This is a genomic window from Agromyces sp. NPDC052230, assembly GCF_040679595.1.
GTDB lineage: Bacteria > Actinomycetota > Actinomycetes > Actinomycetales > Microbacteriaceae > Agromyces.
Window position 1 is genome coordinate 65,697 of the sequence record NZ_JBFAVC010000002.1, and the last position, 20,995, is coordinate 86,691.

General features: G+C 71.5%; 21 protein-coding genes and 1 riboswitch. Of the genes, 17 read left to right on the plus strand and 4 right to left on the minus strand.

The annotated features are described in order from the left end of the window. Positions 1-131: 131 nt before the first annotated feature. Positions 132-629, minus strand: a complete 498-nt coding sequence (gene ybaK, locus AB0K73_RS05505) for a Cys-tRNA(Pro) deacylase (RefSeq protein WP_360512281.1) — start codon at positions 627-629, stop codon at positions 132-134. Beyond that, positions 629-2,695 (minus strand): glycogen debranching protein GlgX, encoded by a 2,067-nt coding sequence (gene glgX / locus AB0K73_RS05510; protein WP_360511444.1) that lies wholly within the window; start codon positions 2,693-2,695, stop codon positions 629-631. Before glgX ends, ybaK begins: the two co-directional genes overlap by 1 nt. Positions 2,696-2,799: 104 nt before the next feature. Here glgX and AB0K73_RS05515 point away from each other — a divergent pair, with 104 nt between their 5' ends. From AB0K73_RS05515 to AB0K73_RS05525, 3 genes are all read left to right on the plus strand, one after another. Further along, positions 2,800-4,020, plus strand: a complete 1,221-nt coding sequence (locus AB0K73_RS05515) for a cysteine desulfurase family protein (protein WP_360511446.1) — start codon at positions 2,800-2,802, stop codon at positions 4,018-4,020. A 161-nt stretch (positions 4,021-4,181) separates the two neighbouring features. Next, positions 4,182-5,288 carry a tRNA 2-thiouridine(34) synthase MnmA gene (gene mnmA / locus AB0K73_RS05520; protein WP_360511448.1) on the plus strand — a complete coding sequence of 369 codons (1,107 nt, stop codon included), beginning with the start codon at positions 4,182-4,184 and terminating at the stop codon, positions 5,286-5,288. A 100-nt stretch (positions 5,289-5,388) separates the two neighbouring features. Continuing rightward, positions 5,389-6,102, plus strand: a complete 714-nt coding sequence (locus AB0K73_RS05525; RefSeq protein ID WP_360511450.1) for a hypothetical protein — start codon at positions 5,389-5,391, stop codon at positions 6,100-6,102. A 193-nt stretch (positions 6,103-6,295) separates the two neighbouring features. Here AB0K73_RS05525 and AB0K73_RS05530 read toward each other — a convergent pair whose 3' ends face one another. Beyond that, on the minus strand, positions 6,296-6,550 hold the full coding sequence (locus AB0K73_RS05530; RefSeq protein WP_360511452.1) for a hypothetical protein: 255 nt from the start codon (positions 6,548-6,550) through the stop codon (positions 6,296-6,298). Here AB0K73_RS05530 and AB0K73_RS05535 point away from each other — a divergent pair. The 14 genes from AB0K73_RS05535 (at position 6,542) to AB0K73_RS05600 (ending at position 19,672) form a co-directional block, all read left to right on the plus strand. Beyond that, positions 6,542-7,132: a hypothetical protein gene (locus AB0K73_RS05535; RefSeq protein WP_360511454.1), complete on the plus strand. Its 591-nt coding sequence runs from the start codon at positions 6,542-6,544 to the stop codon at positions 7,130-7,132. The two genes, AB0K73_RS05530 and AB0K73_RS05535, sit on opposite strands and share 9 nt — an antisense overlap. 168 nt (positions 7,133-7,300) lie before the next feature. Further along, positions 7,301-9,595 carry an NAD-dependent DNA ligase LigA gene (gene ligA / locus AB0K73_RS05540; protein ID WP_360511456.1) on the plus strand — a complete coding sequence of 765 codons (2,295 nt, stop codon included), beginning with the start codon at positions 7,301-7,303 and terminating at the stop codon, positions 9,593-9,595. Between the two features lie 18 nt (positions 9,596-9,613). Continuing rightward, positions 9,614-9,712, plus strand: coding sequence for a twin-arginine translocation signal domain-containing protein (locus tag AB0K73_RS05545; protein WP_360511458.1), 99 nt, complete (start codon positions 9,614-9,616; stop codon positions 9,710-9,712). Positions 9,713-9,849: 137 nt separating this feature from the next. Continuing rightward, complete coding sequence (gene gatC / locus AB0K73_RS05550) at positions 9,850-10,149, plus strand: Asp-tRNA(Asn)/Glu-tRNA(Gln) amidotransferase subunit GatC (RefSeq protein ID WP_360511460.1); 300 nt, start codon at positions 9,850-9,852, stop codon at positions 10,147-10,149. Further along, positions 10,146-11,681 (plus strand): Asp-tRNA(Asn)/Glu-tRNA(Gln) amidotransferase subunit GatA, encoded by a 1,536-nt coding sequence (gene gatA / locus AB0K73_RS05555; protein ID WP_360511462.1) that lies wholly within the window; start codon positions 10,146-10,148, stop codon positions 11,679-11,681. Before gatC ends, gatA begins: the two co-directional genes overlap by 4 nt. Further along, a complete protein-coding gene (gatB, locus tag AB0K73_RS05560; RefSeq protein WP_360511464.1) occupies positions 11,681-13,222 on the plus strand; it encodes an Asp-tRNA(Asn)/Glu-tRNA(Gln) amidotransferase subunit GatB in 1,542 nt (513 codons plus the stop codon). Before gatA ends, gatB begins: the two co-directional genes overlap by 1 nt. An 80-nt stretch (positions 13,223-13,302) precedes the next feature. Next, complete coding sequence (locus AB0K73_RS05565; RefSeq protein ID WP_360511466.1) at positions 13,303-13,941, plus strand: hypothetical protein; 639 nt, start codon at positions 13,303-13,305, stop codon at positions 13,939-13,941. A gap of 46 nt (positions 13,942-13,987) precedes the next feature. Further along, entirely contained in the window at positions 13,988-15,283 is a 1,296-nt protein-coding gene (locus AB0K73_RS05570) for a DNA polymerase IV (protein WP_360511467.1), read from the plus strand. 29 nt (positions 15,284-15,312) lie between these two features. After that, on the plus strand, positions 15,313-15,645 hold the full coding sequence (locus tag AB0K73_RS05575) for a hypothetical protein (protein ID WP_360511469.1): 333 nt from the start codon (positions 15,313-15,315) through the stop codon (positions 15,643-15,645). Between the two features lie 34 nt (positions 15,646-15,679). Next, positions 15,680-15,789: riboswitch (TPP riboswitch) on the plus strand. 37 nt (positions 15,790-15,826) lie between these two features. Next, a complete protein-coding gene (locus AB0K73_RS05580) occupies positions 15,827-16,456 on the plus strand; it encodes an ECF transporter S component (protein WP_360511471.1) in 630 nt (209 codons plus the stop codon). A gap of 3 nt (positions 16,457-16,459) precedes the next feature. After that, positions 16,460-17,995: an ABC transporter ATP-binding protein gene (locus AB0K73_RS05585; protein WP_360511473.1), complete on the plus strand. Its 1,536-nt coding sequence runs from the start codon at positions 16,460-16,462 to the stop codon at positions 17,993-17,995. After that, a complete protein-coding gene (locus AB0K73_RS05590) occupies positions 17,992-18,801 on the plus strand; it encodes an energy-coupling factor transporter transmembrane component T (protein ID WP_360511475.1) in 810 nt (269 codons plus the stop codon). The genes AB0K73_RS05585 and AB0K73_RS05590 overlap by 4 nt, the downstream gene beginning before the upstream one ends. Beyond that, positions 18,798-19,415 (plus strand): ATP-binding protein, encoded by a 618-nt coding sequence (locus tag AB0K73_RS05595; RefSeq protein WP_360511477.1) that lies wholly within the window; start codon positions 18,798-18,800, stop codon positions 19,413-19,415. Before AB0K73_RS05590 ends, AB0K73_RS05595 begins: the two co-directional genes overlap by 4 nt. Further along, the gene (locus AB0K73_RS05600) at positions 19,412-19,672 is read left to right on the plus strand and encodes a hypothetical protein (RefSeq protein ID WP_360511479.1); all 261 of its coding nucleotides are present in this window, start codon (positions 19,412-19,414) and stop codon (positions 19,670-19,672) included. Before AB0K73_RS05595 ends, AB0K73_RS05600 begins: the two co-directional genes overlap by 4 nt. 48 nt (positions 19,673-19,720) lie before the next feature. Here the strand turns inward: AB0K73_RS05600 and AB0K73_RS05605 are convergent, their stop codons facing one another. After that, positions 19,721-20,977, minus strand: a complete 1,257-nt coding sequence (locus AB0K73_RS05605) for a hypothetical protein (protein ID WP_360511481.1) — start codon at positions 20,975-20,977, stop codon at positions 19,721-19,723. Positions 20,978-20,995 lie beyond the last annotated feature (18 nt).

A 20,995-nucleotide genomic window follows, 5' to 3' on the forward strand; every position in this document is an offset into this window, starting at 1 on the left:
CACAAACGGCGGATATACGATCCGGCGCGTCGGCGACGGACCGGATTCCGCGGGGTGGCGGATCGTATATCCGCAGAAATGGACACTTCGCTGCGTCGCCGGCGCGAGGGCGCGGCGACCGGCGCGCGGGGTCAGCGGACGCGGGCGATCGGGGCGTAGCGGCCCGAAGTGACGGCGATGAGGTCGTCGGGCGCGAGTTCGAGGTCGAGGCCACGGCGACCGCCCGAGACGTAGATCGTCTCGCAGAGGATCGCCGACTCGTCGAGCACGGTGGGCAGCGCCGTCTTCTGGCCGATGGGGCTGATGCCGCCCACGACGTACCCGGTCCTGCGCTCGGCCACGGCGGGGTCGGCCATCTCGGCGCGCTTTCCGCCGAGGGCCTGCGCAAGCGCCTTGAGGTCGAGCTGCATCGCGACCGGCACGATGCCGACCGCGAGCGCGCCGTCGACGTTCGCGAGAAGCGTCTTGAACACCCGATCGGGGTCGAGTCCGAGCTTCTCGGCGGCCTCCAGCCCGTAGGCTGCGGCGCGAGGGTCGTGCTCGTAGGCGTGCACCGTGAACGCGATGCCAGCCCGGGCGAGGGCGACCGTGGCGGGCGTGCCGGCCGAGGCATCCGCTCGCTTGGCCATCATCCGCCCCCGTGAGCCCGGAACAACACCATCGACAGCGGCGCCACGGCGATGCGATCACCAGCCGCGTGGTCGGCGCCCACGTCGACGGGCTCGTCGCCGGCCGAATCCCAGAGGCGCGTGTAACCCGTGACACCCTCGTGCACCGGCAACGCCACCTCGGTCTCGGTCTCGTGCGCGTGCACGACGAGGAGGATGCGGTTGAACGCCTCGAACTCGGGCGTCGATGCGGCGAGGTACTGCAGCGTGCGCTGCTCGGGCGAGTGCCAGTGGTCGATGGTCATGGTCGTGCCCGCGGCGTTGAACCAGTCCATCTGCGAGGCGCTCGGGGTCGTCTCGCCGAGGCGTCCGAACCGCACCGGCCGGATGGCCGGGTTCTCGGCCCGAAGGCGCAGCAGCCGTCGCACGGTCTCGACGAGTCGCTCGTCGCGTTCGGCCTCGTCCCACGCGATCCAGGTCAGCTCCGAGTCGTGGCAGTACGCGTTGTTGTTGCCGCGCTGGCTGCGGCCGTACTCGTCGCCCGCGGTGAGCATCGGCACGCCGGCCGAGAGCAGCAGGGTGCCGAGCAGGTTCCGGATGCTCCGCCGCCGCGCCGCGAGGATGCCCGCGTCATCCGTCTCGCCCTCGACGCCGTGATTGTAGGAGTTGTTGTTGTCGGTGCCGTCGCGGTTCTGCTCGCCGTTGCCGAGGTTGTGCTTCAGGTCGTACGCGGTGAGGTCGGCGAGCGTGAACCCGTCGTGCGCCGTCACGAAGTTGAGGCTCGCGAGGGGTCCGCGCTCGATGGAGAAGGTGTTCGACGAGCCCGCCAGACGGGTGGTGAAGCGGCCGATGCCGCTGCCGGCGGTGCCCGTCTCGCGTTCGCGACGCAGGTCGCCGAGCCAGAAATCGCGCATGCGGTCGCGGTAGCGGTCGTTCCACTCGCTGAAGCCGGCCGGGAAGTTGCCGGTCTGCCAGCCGCCGGGGCCGACGTCCCAGGGCTCGGCGATGAGCTTGGTGTCGCCGATCACGGGGTCGGCGAGCATCGCCTGCAGCAACGGATGCTCGGGCGTGTAGCCGCCGTGGTCGTCGCGGCCGAGCGTCGCGGCCAGGTCGAGGCGGAAGCCGTCGACCTGCAGTTCATCAGCGAAGTACCGCAGCGAGTCGAGCACGAGGCGCCTGGCCGCCTCGTTGCCGAAGTCGACGGTGTTGCCGCAGCCGGTCGTGTCGACGTAGCGTCCGTGCGCGTCGTGCCGGTAGTAGGAGGCATTGTCGATGCCGCGCAACGAGTACGTGGGACCCTCGCGCCCTTCCTCGGCCGTGTGGTTGTAGACGACGTCGAGCACCACCTCGAGGCCGGCCTCGTGGAGTCGGCGCACCATTCCGGCGAACTCGCGGCGCACGGCGTGCGCGCCCTCGGCCTGCGCAGCGGCGGATGCGTACGGCGCGTGGGCGGCGAAGAAGCCGAGCGTGTTGTACCCCCAGTAGTTCGGCCGCCCCTGTCGCACGAGCCGCTGCTCGGAGACGAACGCGTGCACGGGCAGGAGCTCGACCGTCGTGATGCCGAGCCCCGTGAGGTACTCGAGCGACGCGTCGTGCGCGAGCCCGGCGTAGGTGCCCCGCAACTGCTCGGGGATGCGTTCGTTGAGCTTCGAGAACCCGCGCACGTGCGCCTCGTAGATGACGGTGTGGTCGAGGGGGACGCGGGGCTTCGTCGTGCCGGCCCAATCGAATCCGGTGGATGCGAGCGAGTCGAGCGCGACGCCGCGCCAGGACCCGTCGGCGACGGGCGCGAGGCCCCGTGCGTACGGATCGAGCAGCGTGTGCGCCGGGTTGAACGCGTGGTCGAACCCGGCGGGGCCGTCGACGCGGAGGCCGTAGCGGGCACCTGGTATGAGGGCAGCGGATGTTCCCTCCCACACGCCGTGCTCATCGCGCTCGAGCGGCGTGCGCGAGGTCGCCCAGTCGAGGTCGCCGTCGGCGAACACCTCGAGCTCCACCGAGGTCGCGTGCGCGGACCAGACCCGGATCGTGCCGCCGTCCGTGCCCGTACGGACGCCGAGATCGTGCAAGGGGTCGGGCGCGGACATGCGTTCTACAGTAGTTCGTGTGGAAGCGCTCCCAGCGCCGCGGCCGAGGTGCCGCGAGACGCGGGTTCGGGAGAGACATCGGTTCGCTGAAAGGAGGTGTCGCCATGGTCTATCTCGACCACGCGGCGACGACCCCCATGCGCGCCGAGGCGATCGAGGCGCTCACGGCGTCGTTGCACGTCGTCGGCAATCCTTCGTCGATTCACAGTGCCGGGCAGGACGCCAAGCGCTTGCTCGAGGAGTCACGTGAGCGCGTCGCCGCGACGCTCGGCGCCGACGGCATCGAGGTCGTGTTCACGGGCAGCGGCACCGAGGCCGTGAACCTCGCGATCAAGGGGCTGTGGTGGAGCCGGCAGGCGGCCGTCCCTCGTCCGCGCATCATCGTCCCGGCGGGGGAGCACCACGCCACGCTCGACACCGTGGAGTGGCTGGCCGAACACGAGTGCGCCATCGTCGAGGAGGTGCCGCTCGACGAGGTCGGCCGCGTGCGGCTCGACGCGCTCGCCGCCGCACTCGATCGCGACGCGGCATCCGTGGCGCTCGTCACCATGATCTGGGCGAACAACGAGGTGGGCACCATCCAGCCGGTCGCCGAGGTCGCACGTCTCGCCGCGCGCGCCGGCGTGCCCCTGCACATCGACGCCATCGCCGCGTACGGGCAGGTGCCGATCGACGTCCACGGCCTGCGACGGGCGACGGATGCCCCGGCCGGCGCCGGGCTCGTCGCCCTCAGCGTCTCGGCGCACAAGATCGGCGGGCCCGTGGGCATCGGCGCGCTCGTGCTCGACCGGTCGGCGACGATCGAACCGCTCATCCACGGCGGCGGACAGCAGCGCAAGGTGCGCTCCGGCACCCAGGACGTGGCGGCGGCCGCGGCGTTCGCGGCGGCGGCATCCGCGGTGCACGAGCGCCTCGACGTCGATGCCGACCGGATGTCGCGGCTGCGTGATCGGCTCCTCGCCGGCGTCGTCTCCGCGGTGCCCGACGCGCGGCTCTCGGGCGACCCCTCGCCGGGCGGCAGGTTGCCCGGGAACGTCCACTTCTCGTTCCCGGGGTGCGAGGGCGACTCCCTGCTGTTCCTCCTCGACATGGCGGGGATCGCCGTGTCGACGGGGTCGGCCTGCCAGGCCGGCGTTCCCGAGCCGTCGCACGTGCTCATGGCGATGGGACGCTCCGAGGCCGACGCGCGCGGCGCGCTCCGCATCACGCTCGGGCACGAGTCGACCGACGCCGACGTCGATGCGTTCCTCGCGGCGCTGCCGGGCGCGTACGCGCAGGCGGCGCGCGCCGGCCTCGCCGCCCGGGCGACGTCGTTCGACCGCTGACACCCAGCGCTTTTCAGGAGTTATCCGGCGTGTCGTCGTCATGGGCGGCGCTTCGTCCTGAGATACGCAGCCACGAGGAGGTGGCCGCCTGAGAAACGCATTCGGTGACGGGGACCCCCGCCTGCGGCATCCGCTCAGCACCGGTTTCGTACACTGGAACGATGCGAGTTCTTGCAGCGATGAGCGGCGGCGTCGACAGCGCCGTTGCCGCTGCGCGCGCCGTCGACGCCGGACATGAGGTCGTGGGCGTGCATCTGGCACTCAGCCGCATGCCCGGAACGCTGCGCACCGGCAGCCGCGGCTGCTGCACCATCGAGGACTCGATGGACGCCCAGCGTGCCGCGAACGTGCTCGGCATCCCGTACTACGTGTGGGACTTCTCCGAGCGCTTCAAGGCCGACGTGGTCGACGACTTCATCGCCGAGTACTCCGCCGGGCGCACCCCGAACCCGTGCATGCGCTGCAACGAGCGCATCAAGTTCGCCGCGTTGCTCGAGAAGGCGCTGGCGCTCGGCTTCGACGCCGTGTGCACCGGTCATTACGCGACGATCGTGACGGATGCCGCGGGCAACCGCGAGCTCCACCGCGCGAGCGCGTGGGCGAAAGACCAGTCGTACGTGCTCGGCGTGCTCACCGCCGAGCAGCTCGCACACGCGTACTTCCCGCTCGGCGACACCCCCTCGAAGCAGCTCGTGCGCGAGGAAGCCGAGCGCCGCGGGCTGTCGGTCGCGCAGAAGCCCGACTCGCACGACATCTGCTTCATCCCCGACGGCGACACGCGCGGATGGCTCGCCGAGCGCGTCGGCACCGAGACGGGCGAGATCATCGACCGCACCGGCGCCGTCGTCGGCTCGCACGAGGGCGCGCACGCCTACACGGTGGGGCAGCGCCGCGGTCTGCGCCTCGGAACGCCAGCGCCCGACGGCAAGCCGCGCTTCGTGCTCGAAGTACGTCCGAAGGAGAACACCGTCGTGGTCGGGCCGAAGGAGGCGCTCGCGACCGCCGAGATCGCCGGGTCGCGCTACACGTGGGCGGGGCAGCCGCCGACGGATGCCTCGAGCCCGTTCGCGTGCGAGGTGCAGATCCGGGCGCACGCCGACCCCGTGCCCGCGGTGGCGGTCGTGGCCGGCGGTGAGCTCGTGATCACCCCGGAGCATCCGCTCGACGGGGTCGCACCGGGCCAGACCGCGGTCGTCTACGTCGGCACGCGCGTGCTCGGCCAGTGCACGATCGATCGCACGGTGAGCGCGGTCCCGGTCGACGCCTGAGCGCCGCTTCCCGGCACGGCATCCTCGCCGCAGCGACCGGTTTCGCGTAGATTCGCGCTGGCGCTCACCCCCGGCGCCCTTGCATGACGAGGAGATTCCAGTGTCCTACCCGCTGTACCCCGCCGATCCGACTGCAGACCCGGCCGAGCCGTTCCGAAGCCTCGACTCGGGGCCCATCACCCGTCCGGTGACCACCGCCCAGCCGCGTGCCGGCGCATGGGAGAACGCCGCCGACGCCCGCACCCTCACCACCGACGAGCTCCTCGAACGCCAGCGCGAGCAGTTCGGTGGAGTGAAGTTCGGCTCGGCGTTCTTCGGATGGGTCACGGCGGCGGCCATTGCCGTCACCCTCACGGGACTTCTCGCAGCGGGCGGCGCCGCCCTGCGCCTCGGAAAGCTGCTGAATCCCGTGACGTCGACCGGTTACGGCCCGTTCGATGCGCCGACGGTCGGCTGGATCGGTGTCGGCACGGGGCTTGCGATCGTGCTCATCGCCTTCTACTTCGGTGGCTACGTCGCCGGGCGCATGGCCCGATTCAGTGGCGTCGCGCAGGGTCTCGCCGTCTGGGCGTGGGCCATTGTCACGGTCATCGTCGCAGGCGTGCTCGTCGTGGTGCTCGGCGTCCCCTACGAGATCGTTACCGACCGCCTGGTCATGTTCTCGGGCCTCCTGATCACGGAGGATCTCCTCCTGACCGGGGGAATCGTCGCCGCGGCCGCCGTCGCCGTCGTGAGCCTGGGCGGGGCCCTCCTCGGGGGTCCGGCTGGTCTTCGCTTCCACCGGCGCGTCGACTCCCTGGGGCTGATCGGCTAGCTCGCCCGCTGCCGTCGACGCCGTCACCGGCGAAGTCTGAACACCGCCCGAATGTTCGCTGCATACGCGAGTACGAGAAATGCGCGTGTGTCAAGGCCTCTCCGGGCTCGCACCCCTCGTCGTAGGGTCGGATCGGCGCCGCAGGCATCACCCGTGAGCGGGGCCACAACGAGAGGGGACCACCATGAGCACCTCATCCGACCGGCCTGGCCGAGATCCGTATCCGGCGAACACGCCTGGAGTTCCTGCTGACCGCAACCGCGACGGCATCGACGACCGCCGTCAGGGCGTGGATCGCGACCGAGATGGTGTCGACGATCGCCGCGAGGCCGTGTCCCACGATCGCGACCGAGATGGTGTCGACGATCGGCGCGAGGCGGCGGTGCCGCCCGCAAGGCATGATCGTGACCGTGACGGCGTCGACGACCGACGCGAGGCCGTGGCCCACGATCGGAACCTGGTCGATCGCAGGGACGTCGCCGCACGCGAGCGCGAAGCGTTCGGCGGCGTGAAGGTCGGGGCGGCGTTCTTCGGCTGGCTGACCGCCTTCGGCACCGCCGTCATCCTCACCGCCCTGCTCGCCGCGACCGGCGCGGCGCTCGGCCTCGGCATCGCCGAATCCGACACCGCGGCCGACGATGCCGCCGTCGATGCCGAGACCGTCGGCTGGGTGGGCGCCATCGCGCTGCTCGTCATCCTGTTCATCGCGTACTACGCAGGCGGTTACGTCGCCGGGCGGATGGCGCGCTTCAACGGGATCCGCCAGGGCATCGCCGTCTGGGTGTGGGCGCTCGTCATCGCGATCATCGTCGCGCTGGTCAGCGTCGTCCTGGGAAGCCAGTACGACATCTTCGGCGAACTGAACGTGTTCCCGCGTATTCCGGTGGCTGAGGGCGACCTCACCGTGGCCGGCATCATCACCACGATCGTCGTGATCCTGGCGAGCCTCGGTGGCGCGATCCTCGGTGGCAAGGCCGGCACGCATTACCACCGCAAGGTGGACCGCGCGGGCTACGCCGTGGAGCGGTAGACCGCACAGCGTGAAGGCGGGGCGCGAGGGCGCCCCGCCTTTCGCGTATTCAGGAGATCGCGACGGCCGAGGACGGGCACGGGGCGATCGACCTCTGATGTACGGATCTCCTCGGTTGCGTGAAGATCGGTCGCGGCATCCGTGCCGGCGTCGGAGGCCGCCCATAGGATGGCGCCTGTGAGCGACATCCCAGCCGACTTCGAATCCGCCCGAGCCGAAGCGGAGGAACTGGCCGAACGCATCGAGCGCTATCGCACCACGTACTACTCCGAAGGTGTCAGCCTCGTCAGCGACGCCGAGTACGACGTGCTCTTCCACCGGCTCGAGGCCCTCGAACGCGAGTTCCCCGAGCTCGCCGGCCAGGACAGCCCCACACAGCAGGTCGGCGCGGCCCTGGTGTCGGCCGGATTCCCGCCGCACGAGCACGCCGAGCGCATGCTGAGCCTCGACAACGTCTTCACCCTCGACGAGTTCGCCGAGTGGGCGACGAAAGCCCAGGCGGCAGCCGGGCGGCCGGTGCGCTGGCTCTCGGAGCTCAAGATCGACGGCCTGGCGATCAGCCTCGCCTACCGCGACGGCGTGCTCGAGACGGCAACGACCCGCGGCGACGGCAGGGTCGGCGAGGACATCACCGAGAACGTCGACTTCATCCCCACGATCCCACGGCGCCTCGAGGGGGAGGGCTTCCCTCCGTTCTTCGAAGTCCGGGGCGAGGTCTTCCTCCGGTCGGCCGACTTCGAGGCGCTCAACGCGAGGCAGCACGCGCTGCAGGCCGAGTTCGCCGCCGAGCAGCGCGCCAAGGGCAAGGCCGATGACGCGATCCCGACGCGCTTCCCCGAGTTCGCGAACGCGCGTAACACCGCAGCCGGCAGCCTTCGCCAGCGCCGCGAGAACAAGTCGCGCCAGCAGCTCGAGCTCATGCGCGAGCGGCTCGGCCGGCTGTCGCTCTACCTGCACGGCATCGGCGCGTGGGACAACCCGCCAGTCTCGAGCCAATCCGAGATCTACGGCCTGCTCGCCGGATGGGGCCTGCCCGTCTCTCCGCACACGCGGGTCTTCGCCACGGTCGACGAGGTCACCGAGTTCATCGCACACCACGGCGAGCACCGCCACGACGTCGAACACGAGATCGACGGCATCGTCGTGAAGGTCGACGAGCTCGCGCTCCACGGCGAGCTCGGGGCGACCAGCCGGGCGCCGCGTTGGGCGATCGCGTACAAGTACCCGCCCGAGGAGGTGCACACGAAGCTGCTCGACATCCGGGTCGCGATCGGCCGCACCGGGCGGGCGACGCCGTACGCCGTGATGGCCCCCGTGAAGGTCCAGGGCAGCACGGTGGAACAGGCGACGCTCCACAACCAGGAGGTCGTGAAGGCCAAGGGCGTCCTCATCGGCGACACGGTGGTGCTCCGCAAGGCGGGCGACGTGATCCCCGAGATCCTCGGCGCCGTCGAAGAACTCCGCGACGGCGCCGAACGCGAATGGCAGATGCCCGCCGAGTGTCCCGAATGCGGCACGCCGCTTCGCCCCATGAAGGAGGGCGACATCGACCTCCGGTGCCCGAACGCGCGAAGCTGCCCCGCGCAGGTGCGCGGGCGCGTCGAGCACATCGGCTCACGCGGCGCGCTCGACATCGAGGCGCTCGGCGAGGTCACTGCCGCCGCACTGACGCAACCGTCGGTGCCGTCCACTCCGCCGCTCGTCACCGAGGCGGGAATGTTCGAACTCACCCTCGACGAGCTCGTGCCGATCGAGGTCGTCGTGCGCGACGCCGAGACCGGCGAGCCGAAGGTCGACGAGACGACGGGCGAGCCCGTGCGACGTGCGCCCTTCAAGCGGATCATCCGCCAAGGCACCAAGGCCCGGCCACCGGAGTACGGCCCGTCGGGGGCGGCGACGAAGCTCCTCGACGAACTCGAGAAGGCGAAGACGAAGCCGCTCTGGCGACTCCTCGTCTCGCTGAACATCCGCAACGTCGGCCCGGTCGCTGCGCGCGCGCTGGCCGACCACTTCGGGTCGCTCGACGCGATCCGTGCTGCGAGTCGCGAGGAGCTCGCGCAGGTGGAAGGTGTCGGCGGCATCATCGCCGACGCGCTGATCGAGTGGTTCGACGTCGACTGGCACCGCGAGATCGTCGAGCGCTGGGCGGCATCCGGCGTGCAGTTCACCACACCGGGACATCCTGGTCCGGGGCGAGCGGGCGAAGACGGTGGCGTGCTCTCGGGGCTCACGATCGTCGCCACGGGTTCCCTCGACGGGTTCACGCGCGAGGGCGCGCAGGAGGCCATCATCGCCGCGGGCGGCAAGGCCGCTTCGAGCGTGTCGAAGAAGACCGACTTCGTCGCGGCCGGCCCCGGGGCCGGGTCGAAGCTGGCCAAGGCGGAGGAGCTGGGCGTTCGGGTGATCGACGCAACGCAGTTCGCGCGACTCGTGAGCGAGGGGCCGGCGGCACTGGACACGTGACAAAGGCCGGGGGAGCAGATGGCGGATGATGACGCAGGCACGAGCCGACGCGACTTCCTGAGGATCGGCGGCGCCGCCGCGGCGGGTGCGGTGATCGGCGGCGGCATCGGCCAATGACCTCTTCAGCGCCGTCAATCTCGACGAGCCGCGTCCGACCGTGACGTGGCCCTCGACCACACCGCAGCACGGCGAGGGGCTGTTCGGCGCACCCCGTTAGAATCGGTGGGATCCCCATCCCGACACGACGGAGCAGCATGTCCGAAATCAGTGCGGAGCAGGTCGCCCATCTCGCGAACCTCGCCCGCATCGCGCTCACCGAGGAAGAGATCGAGCACCTCACGACGGAGCTCGGCCAGATCATGCAGGCGGTCGAGAAGGTGAGCGAGGTGGCCACGCCCGACGTGCCGCCGACGAGCCACCCCATCCCGATGCAGAACGTCTTCCGCGACGACGTGGTCGGCGACATCCTCACGGTCGAGCAGGCGCTCGCCGGCGCGCCCGAGTCCGATGGCAAGCGCTTCGTCGTCTCGGCGATCCTGGGGGAGGAGCAGTGAGCGAGCACCTGATCCGACTCACCGCCGCCGAACTCGGCGAGCGTCTCGCCTCGGGCGACGTCTCCTCGGTCGAGGCGACCCGCGCCCACCTCGACCGCATCGCCGCCGTCGACGGTGCGGTGCACGCGTTCCTGCACGTCGACGGCGAGCGCGCGCTCGAGACCGCGGCCGACGTCGACCGGCGCCGCGCGGCCGGCGAAGCCCTCGGTCCGCTCGCGGGCGTGCCGATCGCCATCAAGGACGTGCTCGTGACCGAGGGCATGCCCTCCACGGCGGGCTCGCGCATCCTCGAGGGCTGGGTGCCGCCGTACGACGCGACACCGGTGCGCAAGGTGCGCGAGGCCGGCATGATCCCACTCGGCAAGACCAATATGGACGAGTTCGCCATGGGCTCGTCCACCGAGCACTCCGCGTACGGCCCCACGTACAACCCGTGGGACCTCGAGCGCATCCCCGGCGGATCCGGCGGCGGCTCCGCGGCGGCCGTGGCGAGCTTCGAGGCGCCCGTCGCCCTCGGCAGCGACACGGGCGGCTCGATCCGCCAGCCCGCGCACGTCACCGGCACCGTCGGCGTCAAGCCCACCTACGGCGCGGTGAGCCGCTACGGCTCGATCGCGCTGGCCTCCTCGCTCGACCAGGTCGGGCCCGTCACCCGCACGGTGCTCGACGCCGCGCTCCTCCAAGACGTCATCGCGGGCCACGACCCGCACGACTCGACCTCCATCCCCGACGCGTGGCCGTCCATGGCCGAGGCGGTACGGCGAGCGGATGTCGCGGGCCTCCGAATCGGCGTGGTCAAGCAGCTCGACTCCGACGGGTTCCAGGCAGGCGTCCGCTCGCGCTTCCACGAGGCGCTCGAACTCCTCGAGCGCAACGGCGCCGAGATCGTGGAGGTGAGTGCCCCGCACTTCGAGTACTCGATCGCGGCGTACTACCTGATCCTTCCCGCCGAGGCATCCTCGAACCTCGCGAAGTTCGACTCGGTGCGCTTCGGCCTCAGGGTCACTCCCGAAGGCGGCGGCACCGTGGAGCAGGTCATGGGCGCCACCCGCGAGGCCGGCTTCGGCCCCGAGGTGAAGCGCCGCATCATCCTCGGCACGTACGCACTCTCGGCGGGCTACTACGACGCGTATTACGGCAGCGCCCAGAAGGTGCGCACCCTCGTGCAGCGCGACTTCGACGCCGCGTTCGCCGAGGTCGACGTGCTCGCGACGCCCACTGCGCCGACCACGGCCTTCAAGCTCGGCGAGAAGCTCGACGACCCGCTGGCGATGTACCTCAACGACGTCGCCACGATCCCGGCGAACCTCGCCGGCGTGCCCGGCATCTCGGTGCCGGCGGGGCTCGCCCCTGAAGACGGACTCCCCGTCGGCATCCAGTTCCTCGCGCCGGCCCGTGAGGATGCGCGCCTCTACAACGTGGGCGGCGCCCTCGAGCGACTTCTCGTCGAGCAGTGGGGCGGCCCGCTCCTCGACCGGGCTCCCGATCTTTCGTCACATGAGATGGCCGCGGCCGAGGAGGGTGTCGTCTGATGGCGCGCGCAGAACTGATGGACTTCGACGAGGCGCTCGAGCTGTTCGAGCCGGTCATCGGCCTCGAGGTGCACGTCGAGCTGAACACCCGCACGAAGATGTTCTCGGCCGCCCCGAACCCGGCGAACTCCGAGTTCCACGGCGCCGAGCCGAATACGCTCGTCGCTCCGGTCGACCTCGGCCTGCCGGGCTCGCTCCCAGTCGTGAACGGCGAGGCGGTGCGCAACTCGATCTCGCTCGGGCTCGCACTCGGCTGCAGCATCGCCGAGTCGTGCCGGTTCGCCCGGAAGAACTACTTCTACCCCGACCTGGCGAAGAACTACCAGATCTCGCAGTACGACGAGCCGATCGCGTTCGAGGGCTCGGTCGAGGTCGAGCTCGAGAACGGGCGGGTCTTCCAGGTGCCGATCGAACGCGCGCACATGGAGGAGGACGCCGGCAAGCTCACGCATGTGGGCGGCTCGACCGGTCGCATCCACGGCGCCGAGTACTCGCTCGTCGACTACAACCGCGCGGGCGTGCCGCTCGTCGAGATCGTCACCAAGCCGATCTTCGGCGGCGAAGCGGATGCCCCCGCGCTGGCGCGCGCCTACGTTTCGACCATCCGCGACATCGTCATCTCGCTGGGTATCTCCGAAGCGCGCATGGAGCGCGGGAACCTGCGCTGCGACGCGAACGTGTCGCTGCGCCGGCGTGGCGCCGAGAAGCTCGGCACGCGCACCGAGACGAAGAACGTCAACTCGTTCCGCTCGATCGAGCGGGCGGTGCGGCACGAGATCCAGCGTCAGGCGGCCATCCTCGCGAAGGGCGGCACCATCACGCAGGAGACCCGCCACTGGCACGAGGACACGGGCACCACGAGCCCGGGCCGGCCGAAGTCCGACGCCGACGACTACCGGTACTTCCCCGAGCCCGACCTGCTCCCGGTGGTGCCGTCGAACGAGCTCATCGAGGAACTGCGCGCCGCGCTGCCCGAGCCCCCGGCGGCGCGCCGTCGTCGGCTGAAGTCGGAGTGGGGTTTCACCGACCTCGAGTTCCAGGGCGTGGTGAACGCCGGGCTGCTCGTCGAGGTGACGGCGACCGTCGCGGCGGGCGCCTCGCCTGCCGCGGCGCGCAAGTGGTGGACCGGCGAGCTCACGCGGATCGCGAACGCCCGCGGCGAGGACCCGGCGGCGCTCGCCGAGCCGGCGCTCGTCGCCGAGCTGGCGGCGCTCGTCGACGAGGGCGTCCTCACCGACCGGCTCGCCCGCCAGGTACTCGAGGGCGTCATCGCCGGCGAAGGCTCGCCGCGCGAGATCGTCGACGCGCGCGGCCTCGCCGTCGTGTCCGACGACGGCGCGCTCGTCGCCGCGATCGACGAGGCGCTCGCCTCGCAGCCCGACGTGCTCGCGAAGATCCGCGACGGCAAGGTGCAGGCCGCCGGTGCCGTGATCGGCGCGGTCATGAAGGCCATGCACGGCAAGGCGGATGCCGCGCGCGTGCGCGAGCTCGTGCTCGAACGCGCCGCGGGTGCCGACGCCGACGCCGACGCCGACGCATAGCGGGGTCGCACCGCACTCACAGCGCGTTCAATGGCGGCGACCGTAGATTTGTCGTCCCCCGACCGATTGACGAGGACATCATGGGTTTCCTGGATCGACTGTTCGGCTCGTCTGACGAGCGCAACGCTCCTCCGCCGCGGCAGGCGCCGCCCGCACGACAGCTGAGCGAAGACGAACTGGCCGTCGAGCGCTACCGGTACCTCCTGCGCACGGCGCCGCCCGAGTCGATCGAGGCGGTGCATGCCGAGGCGTTCGCGAAGCTCACCCCCCAGCAGCGTGCCGAGGTGTTCCGGGCGCTCTCCGAACAGGCGCCGCCCGGCGAGCGGCTCGTCTCCGACGACCCGACCTCCCTCGCGCGCGCCGCGACGCGGGCGGAGGTGCGTGCGCCCGGCACCATGGAACGCGCATTCTCGGGCGCGGCCGCGGGCGGTGCCCGCGGGGGAGGCGGCGGGCCCTCGATGGGGCAGATGATCGGCAGCTCGATGCTCGGCACGATCGCCGGTGTGGTCATCGGCTCCGCCATCGCGCAGGCGTTCCTGCCCGACCCGTCTGCGTTCGAGGCCGGCGGCGAGGCTGGTGACGCCGGCGCGGATGCATCCGGTGCCGATGCCTCGGGTGACGCCGGCGGCGACTACGGGGGCGACGACGGTGGCGGAGGCTTCGGTGGGGGCGACTTCGGCGGAGGTGGCGATTTCGGCGGCGGTGACTTCGGGTTCTGACGAGCGCCGGCCGGTGGATGACAGCGGCACGGGCTAGGGTCGCACCATGAGCAAGCAGGACGGCTCGTCGCGCCAGGTCACGTCCGGCCCGGTCGACGATTCGGCGACGCCGATCCTGCACGTCGACATGGACGCGTTCTTCGTGTCCGTCGAGCTCCTGCGCCGCCCCGACCTCCGCGGCAAGCCCGTGCTCGTCGGCGGCACCGCAGGTCGCGGCGTGGTGGCCGCCGCGAGCTACGAGGCACGACGGTTCGGCGTGAACTCGGCGATGCCCATGTCGATCGCCCTGCAGCGCTGCCCGAACGCCGTCGTGCTCAGCGGCGATCACGCGAGCTATGCGAAGTACTCGAAGCAGGTGATGTCGATCTTCGGAGACATCACGCCCCTCGTGGAGACCCTGTCGATCGACGAGGCGTTCCTCGACGTGTCGGGCGCCAGGCGCCTGCACGGCAGCCCGGCCGAGATCGCCTGGATGATCCGAGAGCGGGTGCGCGCCGAGACGGGCCTCACGTGTTCCATCGGCGTCGCGGCCACGAAGTACGTCGCCAAGGTCGCCTCGAGCCGCGCCAAACCCGACGGCATGCTCGTGGTGCCCGCCGCCGACACGATCGCGTTCCTGCATCCGCTGCCCGTCTCGGCCCTGTGGGGCGTCGGCCGGGTCACCGAGGAGTCGCTCCTGCGACTGGGGCTCCGCACGGTCGGTGACGTCGCCGCGATGCCGCACGACGCCCTCGAGCGGGCCGTCGGCCCGGCGCTCGCGGCGCGACTGGGGCGGCTGGCGAACGGCATCGATCCGCGCGACGTGCACACGACCCGCGCCGAGAAGAGCATCGGGCACGAGAACACGTTCCACCACGACCTCACCGACCCCGACGAGATCCGACGCGAGCTGCTCCGCCTCTCGAACAACGTGGCGGTGCGGCTGCGCAAGGCGGGGCTCCTCGGTCGCACGGTGACACTCAAGCTCCGGTATGGAGATTTCCGCACCATCACGAGGTCGCGCACGCTGGCGGAGCCGACGGATGTCGCGCGCCGCATCTACGACGAGGCATCCGACGCCCTGGCGGAGCTCGTCGGCAACGGGGAGCGGGTGCGCCTCATCGGCGTGCGCGCCGAGCACCTGCGGCCATCGGGCGGCGGCGCGATGCTCTGGGATCCCGACGAGGAGTGGCGCGACGCCGAGCGCACGATCGATGAGGTCACCGCGAAGTTCGGCAGGGGCGCTGTGCGCCCGGCCACCCTCGTGCGTCCCGGCGGCGAGCGGCGGGATGACCGAGGTGCTCGCCAACGCCCCGGCTCCGATGACGATGACGCCGAGGCCGCCGCCGGGTGGGGGTGGTAGCCCGCGTCGCGGGCGGGTAGCGTGGCCGCATGGCTGAACTCGTACTGGAACTCGCAGAGACCGTCGCCGGCGTTGGCGTGAAGACCTCGTACGGGGAGACGGTCGACATCGACGGCACCAAGGTCGTGCCCGTGGCACTGAGCTACTACGGCTTCGGCGCGGGTGTCGGCAAAGACGAGAAGGGCGACGAGGGCACCGGCGGGGGCGGCGGCGGCGCGTCGATTCCGCTCGGAGCATATATCGGCCGCGGCGGCGACGTCCGGTTCGAACCGAACCTCATCGGACTGCTCCTCGTGGTCACGCCGCTCATCTGGGTGACGGGCAAGGCGCTCAAGGTCGTCATCCGCGCGCTGAAGCGCTGACGCGCAGACGCCGTCCTCCCGACGGCGTATACTCGGTGGCGAACACGGGAGTCCGGTGAGCCGGGCTGAGAGGAAGGTTCTCAACCTTCGACCGTCGAACCTGATCTGGGTCATGCCAGCGCAGGGAGGGCATCACATCTCAATCCCGTGCCTCTTTCCTCGAACAGAAAGGGCACGAACAGTGCACGCAACCGTCACCTCCACCGAATCCACCACCACCGGGTCGCGCCGGTTCCGCTGGCGGGTGGTGGACATCGTCGTCGCGAGCGTCATCGGCGTCGCGACCGGCCTCGTCTTCCTCTTCTGGAACAACGTCGGCTACGCCTGGTTCTCGGCGGCAGACGCCGTGACGCCCGGGCTCGGCGGAGTCGCCGTGGGTATCTGGCTCATCGGCGGCGTGCTCGGCGGACTCATCATCCGTAAGCCGGGCGCCGCGCTCTACGTCGAACTCCTGGCCGCCGTCGTCTCCGCGCTCATCGGCAACCAGTGGGGCATCGAGACCATCTATTCCGGAGTCGTACAGGGGCTCGGCGCCGAACTCGTCTTCGCCGCGTTCGCCTACCGACGCTTCGGCGTGCTGCCGGCCATCCTCGCCGGCGCTGCCGCCGGCGCCGCGGCGTGGACGCTCGAGCTCTTCACCTCGGGCAACCTGCAGAAGTCCGCGGAGTTCCTCGGCCTGTACTTCGCAACCGTCGTGATCTCGGGCGCCATCCTCGCCGGCCTGCTCGGCTGGCTCGTGGTGCGCGCCCTGGCCGCGACGGGTGCCCTGCACCGTTTCGCCGCCGGTCGGGACGTCACCGAACGGGTCTGATCCATGTCCGAATCCGCACCGGCGGGCCGCCCCGTCCGCGTCGAGGCGCGCGGATGGGGCTGGCGGCACGCCGGCCGTCTCCGGTGGGCGCTCGACGGCGTCGACCTCATCATCGAACGCGGTGAGCGGATCCTCCTGCTCGGCCCGTCGGGATCGGGCAAGTCGACACTGCTCCACGCGCTCGCCGGCGTCGTGGGCGACGACGACGAGGGGGAGCAGCGGGGCCAGCTCCTCCTCGACGGGGCGCCCGCCGGCGCCGCCCGCGGGCGGGCCGGCCTCGTGCTGCAGGATCCCGACTCGCAGGTGATCCTCGCTCGCGTGGGCGACGATGTCGCCTTCGGGTGCGAGAACCTCGGCGTGCCGCGCGACGAGATCTGGCGACGCGTCGGGGAGTCGCTCGACGCCGTCGGCCTCGACCTGCCGCTGGGCCATCCCACCTCGATGCTCTCAGGCGGGCAGAAGCAGCGCCTTTCGCTCGCGGGCGCGCTCGCGATGCGTCCGGGACTCCTGCTCCTCGACGAGCCCACGGCGAACCTCGACCCGGCCGGCGTCGGCGAGGTGCGCAATGCCGTCGCGCGGGTTCTCGAACGCACCGGGGCCACCTTCGTCGTGGTCGAGCATCGGGTCGACGTCTGGGTCGACCTGGTCGACCGGGTGGTCGTGCTCGGCGGCGACGGCTCCGTCCTCGCCGATGGTCCCCCCGAGGAGGTGCTCGAACGGCAGCGCGAGACACTGCTCGCGGCCGGCGTCTGGGTGCCGGGGGTACCACTCCCCATCGAGACCGTCGAAGACCGGGATGCCGGCGTCGGTGCAGGCGGGGCCCCGCACAGCGGACACGAGCCGATCCTCGCCGGGGAGCAGCTCGCCATCGGCCGTCGCCGCGATGCGGTCGTGCGCGCCGGGCTCGACGTCGTGCTGCCGGAGGCGCGTTCCACAGTGCTGGTCGGCCCGAATGGTGCGGGCAAGTCGACCCTGGCGCTCACCCTCGGCGGGCTGCTGGCGCCGCTCGCCGGCCGGGTCGTGGCATCCGATTCGCTGGCATCGGGACTGGGTGCCGCGCCCATCCGCTGGCGATCGCGCGACCTGTTGACCCGCATCGGCACGGTCTTCCAGGAGCCCGAGCACCAGTTCGTGGCGTCAACGGTGCGCGGCGAGGTCGCGGTGGCGCCGCGCGCGCTCGGCCTGCCCGCCTCGGAGATCGCGACGCGTGCCGACGAGGTGCTCGCGCGGCTCCGGCTCGATCGGCTCGCCGGGGCCAACCCGTTCACCCTGTCGGGTGGCGAGCAGCGGCGGCTCTCGGTCGCCGCGGTGCTGGTTGCGCGTCCCCGTGTCGTGATCCTCGACGAACCCACCTTCGGACAGGACCGGGTGACGTGGCTCGAGCTGGTGCAGCTCCTGCGTGACCTCGTCGACGACGGGGTGACGCTCCTCTCGGTGACGCACGATGCCGCGTACCGCGACGTGCTCGGCGACCATCGCCTGGAGCTCGCGGCATCCGTGGATCCCGCACCCGTGCCCACGCCCGGCGGCCGGTCATGACCGCGCAGGCCGTGGCGACCGATGGGGGGTTCAGGCCGGATGCCCCGCGCCTCCGGTTCGTCGACCGCGTCAACCCGGTGACCCGCCTCGCGGCGGTGATGGTGTTGACCACGCCGCTCCTGCTCACGGTCGACTGGCTGAGCGCTGCCGTGGCCCTCGGCGTGCAACTCGTGCTCTTCGCGCTCGCCGGCGTGACGCCGCGCCTCCTCGTCGCGCGCACCTGGCCGATCCTCATCGCCGCGCCGATCGCCGGCGTGAGCATGCTCCTGTATGGGCGCCCCGAGGGCACGGAGTACTGGAGCTTCTGGCTCGCCCGCATCACCGACGGGTCGATCGAGCTGGCGGTCGCGGTCACGGTGCGCGTCCTCGCGATCGGCCTGCCCGCGGCCCTGCTGTTCCTCCGCGTCGATCCGACCGAGCTCGCCGACGGGCTCGCGCAGATCGCCCGCCTCCCCGCGCGATTCGTGCTCGGGGCCCTGGCGGCGACGCGCCTCGTCGGCCTCTTCGTCGAGGACTGGCGAGCGATGGGCCTGTCGCGGCGGGCGCGCGGCATCGGCGATCACGGCGCGCTTCGGCGCATCGCGACCATGGCATTCGCACTTCTCGTGCTGGCCATCAGGCGCGGCAGCAAGCTCGCCACCGCCATGGAGGCACGCGGCTTCGGCTCGGATGTCCCACGCACCTGGGCCCGGAAGTCGCGAGTCGGGGTCGTCGATGCAATGCTCCTCGTGATCGCCGCCGCGATCGCCGCGATCGCGATCGCCGCGGCACTGTGGGCGGGCACGTTCCATCCGGTGTGGGCGTGACGCAGGATGCGCCTGAGCGGCGCGTGGCCATTGCCGCAACCTCGGTGCGTGGCACGGCACCGGCGCTGCGGGCGGTGTTCGATGCGGTACGGGGCATCCGTCGCCCGCTCGTGCTCATCGACGGGCCGAGCGGCGCGGGCAAGAGCCTCCTGGCCGACGCGTTGCACGCGGCGTGGCCCGGCAGGCCGCCGACGCTCGTGCGTCTCGACGACGTGTACCCGGGCTGGACGGGCCTGGAACGCGCTGGCGCGACCTTGGCCCGCACCCTCGTTCCGCCCGTGCGTCGCGGTGTCGTGGGTCGTTGGCGCCGGTGGGACTGGGGGAGGTCGCGCCCTGGCGCGCTCCAGCACCTCCACCCGGGTGGCCCGCTCATCATCGAGGGCTGCGGTGCGTTCGTCGTCGGCGAAGGCGTACGGGCGGCGGTGCGGGTCTGGGTCGATGCCCCCGACGCGCTGCGGAAGCGGCGTGCGCTCGACCGCGACCGTGGTGCGTACGACCCCTTCTGGGATCTCTGGGAGCGTCAGTGGCGCCGGTACGTGCATCGCGTGTCGCCCGAGCGTCGCGCCGACGTGCGCGTGCGCGCCCGCGACGCTCGGGCTAACGTAGAGGCATGAGCGCAGACACGGCCAGATCCGAGTACGTCGCCGAGTTCATCGACGGCCCCCTCGAAGGCGACTTCGAGCATCGGGTGCTCGTCGGCGGCAAGCCCGAGTCCCGTGTCGGCATGATGGCCGCCGTCGATGGCCTCGAGTCCCTGTTCTGGTACGACGCCGTCGAACAGCGCGAGGTCAACGGGCAGCTACGCGTGCGCTTCCGGTTCGACGCCGACGACTCCGACCCGGTGGAGTTCGATCAGGACGACAACGACTGACGACCGGGCACGCGCCCGACGGCCCGTTCGCGGTGAGGTCCGTGCGGGTCAGCCGTCCTGGTCGGCGAGGAACGCGCCGATGACCGGTGCGGGATGCGTGAGGCGCCAGATCGGACCGGGGTCGCGGATGTCTCCCGACAGCGTCAATGGCGAGGCGAGGTCGCCGCTCGAGGTCGGCACGGTCACCCGGCCCACCTCCCTGCCGTCGGGCGCGGTCGAGAACGCGTTGACGGCGACGGACGCCTCGCCGAACGCGTTGCCCCACGCGGCATCCGTTCGGCTGACCGACGCGACGACGTCGGCGCGGTCGCCCCACGGCGCCGTGACCGTGGCGTAGCGCATGCCCGCCTCGATGATCGTCACGGGTGCGGATGCGCCGACGGCCGATTCGACGGCGGCCGTGACGGCGGGATCGAGCGTCTCGTAGTCGGGCATCAGGAGCATCGCGCCGGTGATGCGGGTCGGCCCGCCGTCGGTGCCCTCGGCCGCCGGCAGCTCGGTCGTGAACACGTAGCTGAGGGCCGCCTGGTCGGTGAAGCTCCGGGTGATGGCGCGGACGCCGCCCTCCTCCGACCGGTCCACCACGTCGGGCACGCGGCGCGCACCGAGCGGCGCCTGGTCGGGGTCGTCGAGCATCGCGGCGAGCTCGGGGTCGGCGAGCACGAGCCCCGCGAGGCGGGCGAGCTCGTCGGCGGTGCCGACGTTGTCGCCCGAGAGGCCGGTGGCGTCGTCGACCCGGGTCGCGGTGAAGCCGTGCTCCGCAAGCCACGCGTTGGCCCGCTCGACATACGGTTCGACGCCGCCGAATGCCCAGCGCACGAGCGTGTCGGTGTGGTTGTTGCTCGACGCCAAGAGCACAGCGCGCACCACGTCGCGCTCGGTCCAGGTCTCACCGGGCGAGACCTGCAGTACGCGGGAGCCTTCGCCCGAGTAGCGGAGGTAGTCGCTGTAGTCCGCCGGGCCGATGGGGATGCCGGGACCCGAGCCGTCGGCCGGGAGGGGAAGGGATTCCAATGTGACGAGCAGGGTCACCAGCTTCGCGGCGCCGCCGATCGGCACGGGCGCCGTGTCGCCGCCCGTCGCGACGGTCTCGCTGGTGCCGTCGTCGGACAGCACCGCGAGCGCGCTGGCCCCAGTGTCGGGCAGGACGAGGGCGGGAACCTCCGCCGCCGACGTCACCGCGGGCTCGAGGCGGACGTCGACCGACGGCAGGGGCCCGAGCAGCATCGCCGGCCCGTACACACCCACGACGAGAATGGCGAGCGCGCCGCCGACGATGCCGACGATGCGGCCGGGGGAGGTCATGGGATCAGCGTAACGTGG

Bases quoted from the DNA above. Each gene is read 5' to 3' on its own strand.
- AB0K73_RS05585 (WP_360511473.1), top strand. From the start codon at position 16,460: ATGTCCGAATCCGCACCGGCGGGCCGCCCCGTCCGCGTCGAGGCGCGC.
- AB0K73_RS05575 (WP_360511469.1), top strand. From the start codon at position 15,313: ATGGCTGAACTCGTACTGGAACTCGCAGAGACCGTCGCCGGCGTTGGC.
- AB0K73_RS05600 (WP_360511479.1), top strand. From the start codon at position 19,412: ATGAGCGCAGACACGGCCAGATCCGAGTACGTCGCCGAGTTCATCGAC.
- mnmA (WP_360511448.1), top strand. From the start codon at position 4,182: ATGCGAGTTCTTGCAGCGATGAGCGGCGGCGTCGACAGCGCCGTTGCC.
- gatB (WP_360511464.1), top strand. From the start codon at position 11,681: ATGGCGCGCGCAGAACTGATGGACTTCGACGAGGCGCTCGAGCTGTTC.
- AB0K73_RS05545 (WP_360511458.1), top strand. From the start codon at position 9,614: ATGGCGGATGATGACGCAGGCACGAGCCGACGCGACTTCCTGAGGATC.
- ligA (WP_360511456.1), top strand. From the start codon at position 7,301: ATGGCGCCTGTGAGCGACATCCCAGCCGACTTCGAATCCGCCCGAGCC.
- glgX (WP_360511444.1), bottom strand. From the start codon at position 2,695: ATGTCCGCGCCCGACCCCTTGCACGATCTCGGCGTCCGTACGGGCACG.
- gatC (WP_360511460.1), top strand. From the start codon at position 9,850: ATGTCCGAAATCAGTGCGGAGCAGGTCGCCCATCTCGCGAACCTCGCC.
- AB0K73_RS05605 (WP_360511481.1), bottom strand. From the start codon at position 20,977: ATGACCTCCCCCGGCCGCATCGTCGGCATCGTCGGCGGCGCGCTCGCC.
- AB0K73_RS05515 (WP_360511446.1), top strand. From the start codon at position 2,800: ATGGTCTATCTCGACCACGCGGCGACGACCCCCATGCGCGCCGAGGCG.
- AB0K73_RS05565 (WP_360511466.1), top strand. From the start codon at position 13,303: ATGGGTTTCCTGGATCGACTGTTCGGCTCGTCTGACGAGCGCAACGCT.
- AB0K73_RS05590 (WP_360511475.1), top strand. From the start codon at position 17,992: ATGACCGCGCAGGCCGTGGCGACCGATGGGGGGTTCAGGCCGGATGCC.
- ybaK (WP_360512281.1), bottom strand. From the start codon at position 629: ATGGCCAAGCGAGCGGATGCCTCGGCCGGCACGCCCGCCACGGTCGCC.
- AB0K73_RS05570 (WP_360511467.1), top strand. From the start codon at position 13,988: ATGAGCAAGCAGGACGGCTCGTCGCGCCAGGTCACGTCCGGCCCGGTC.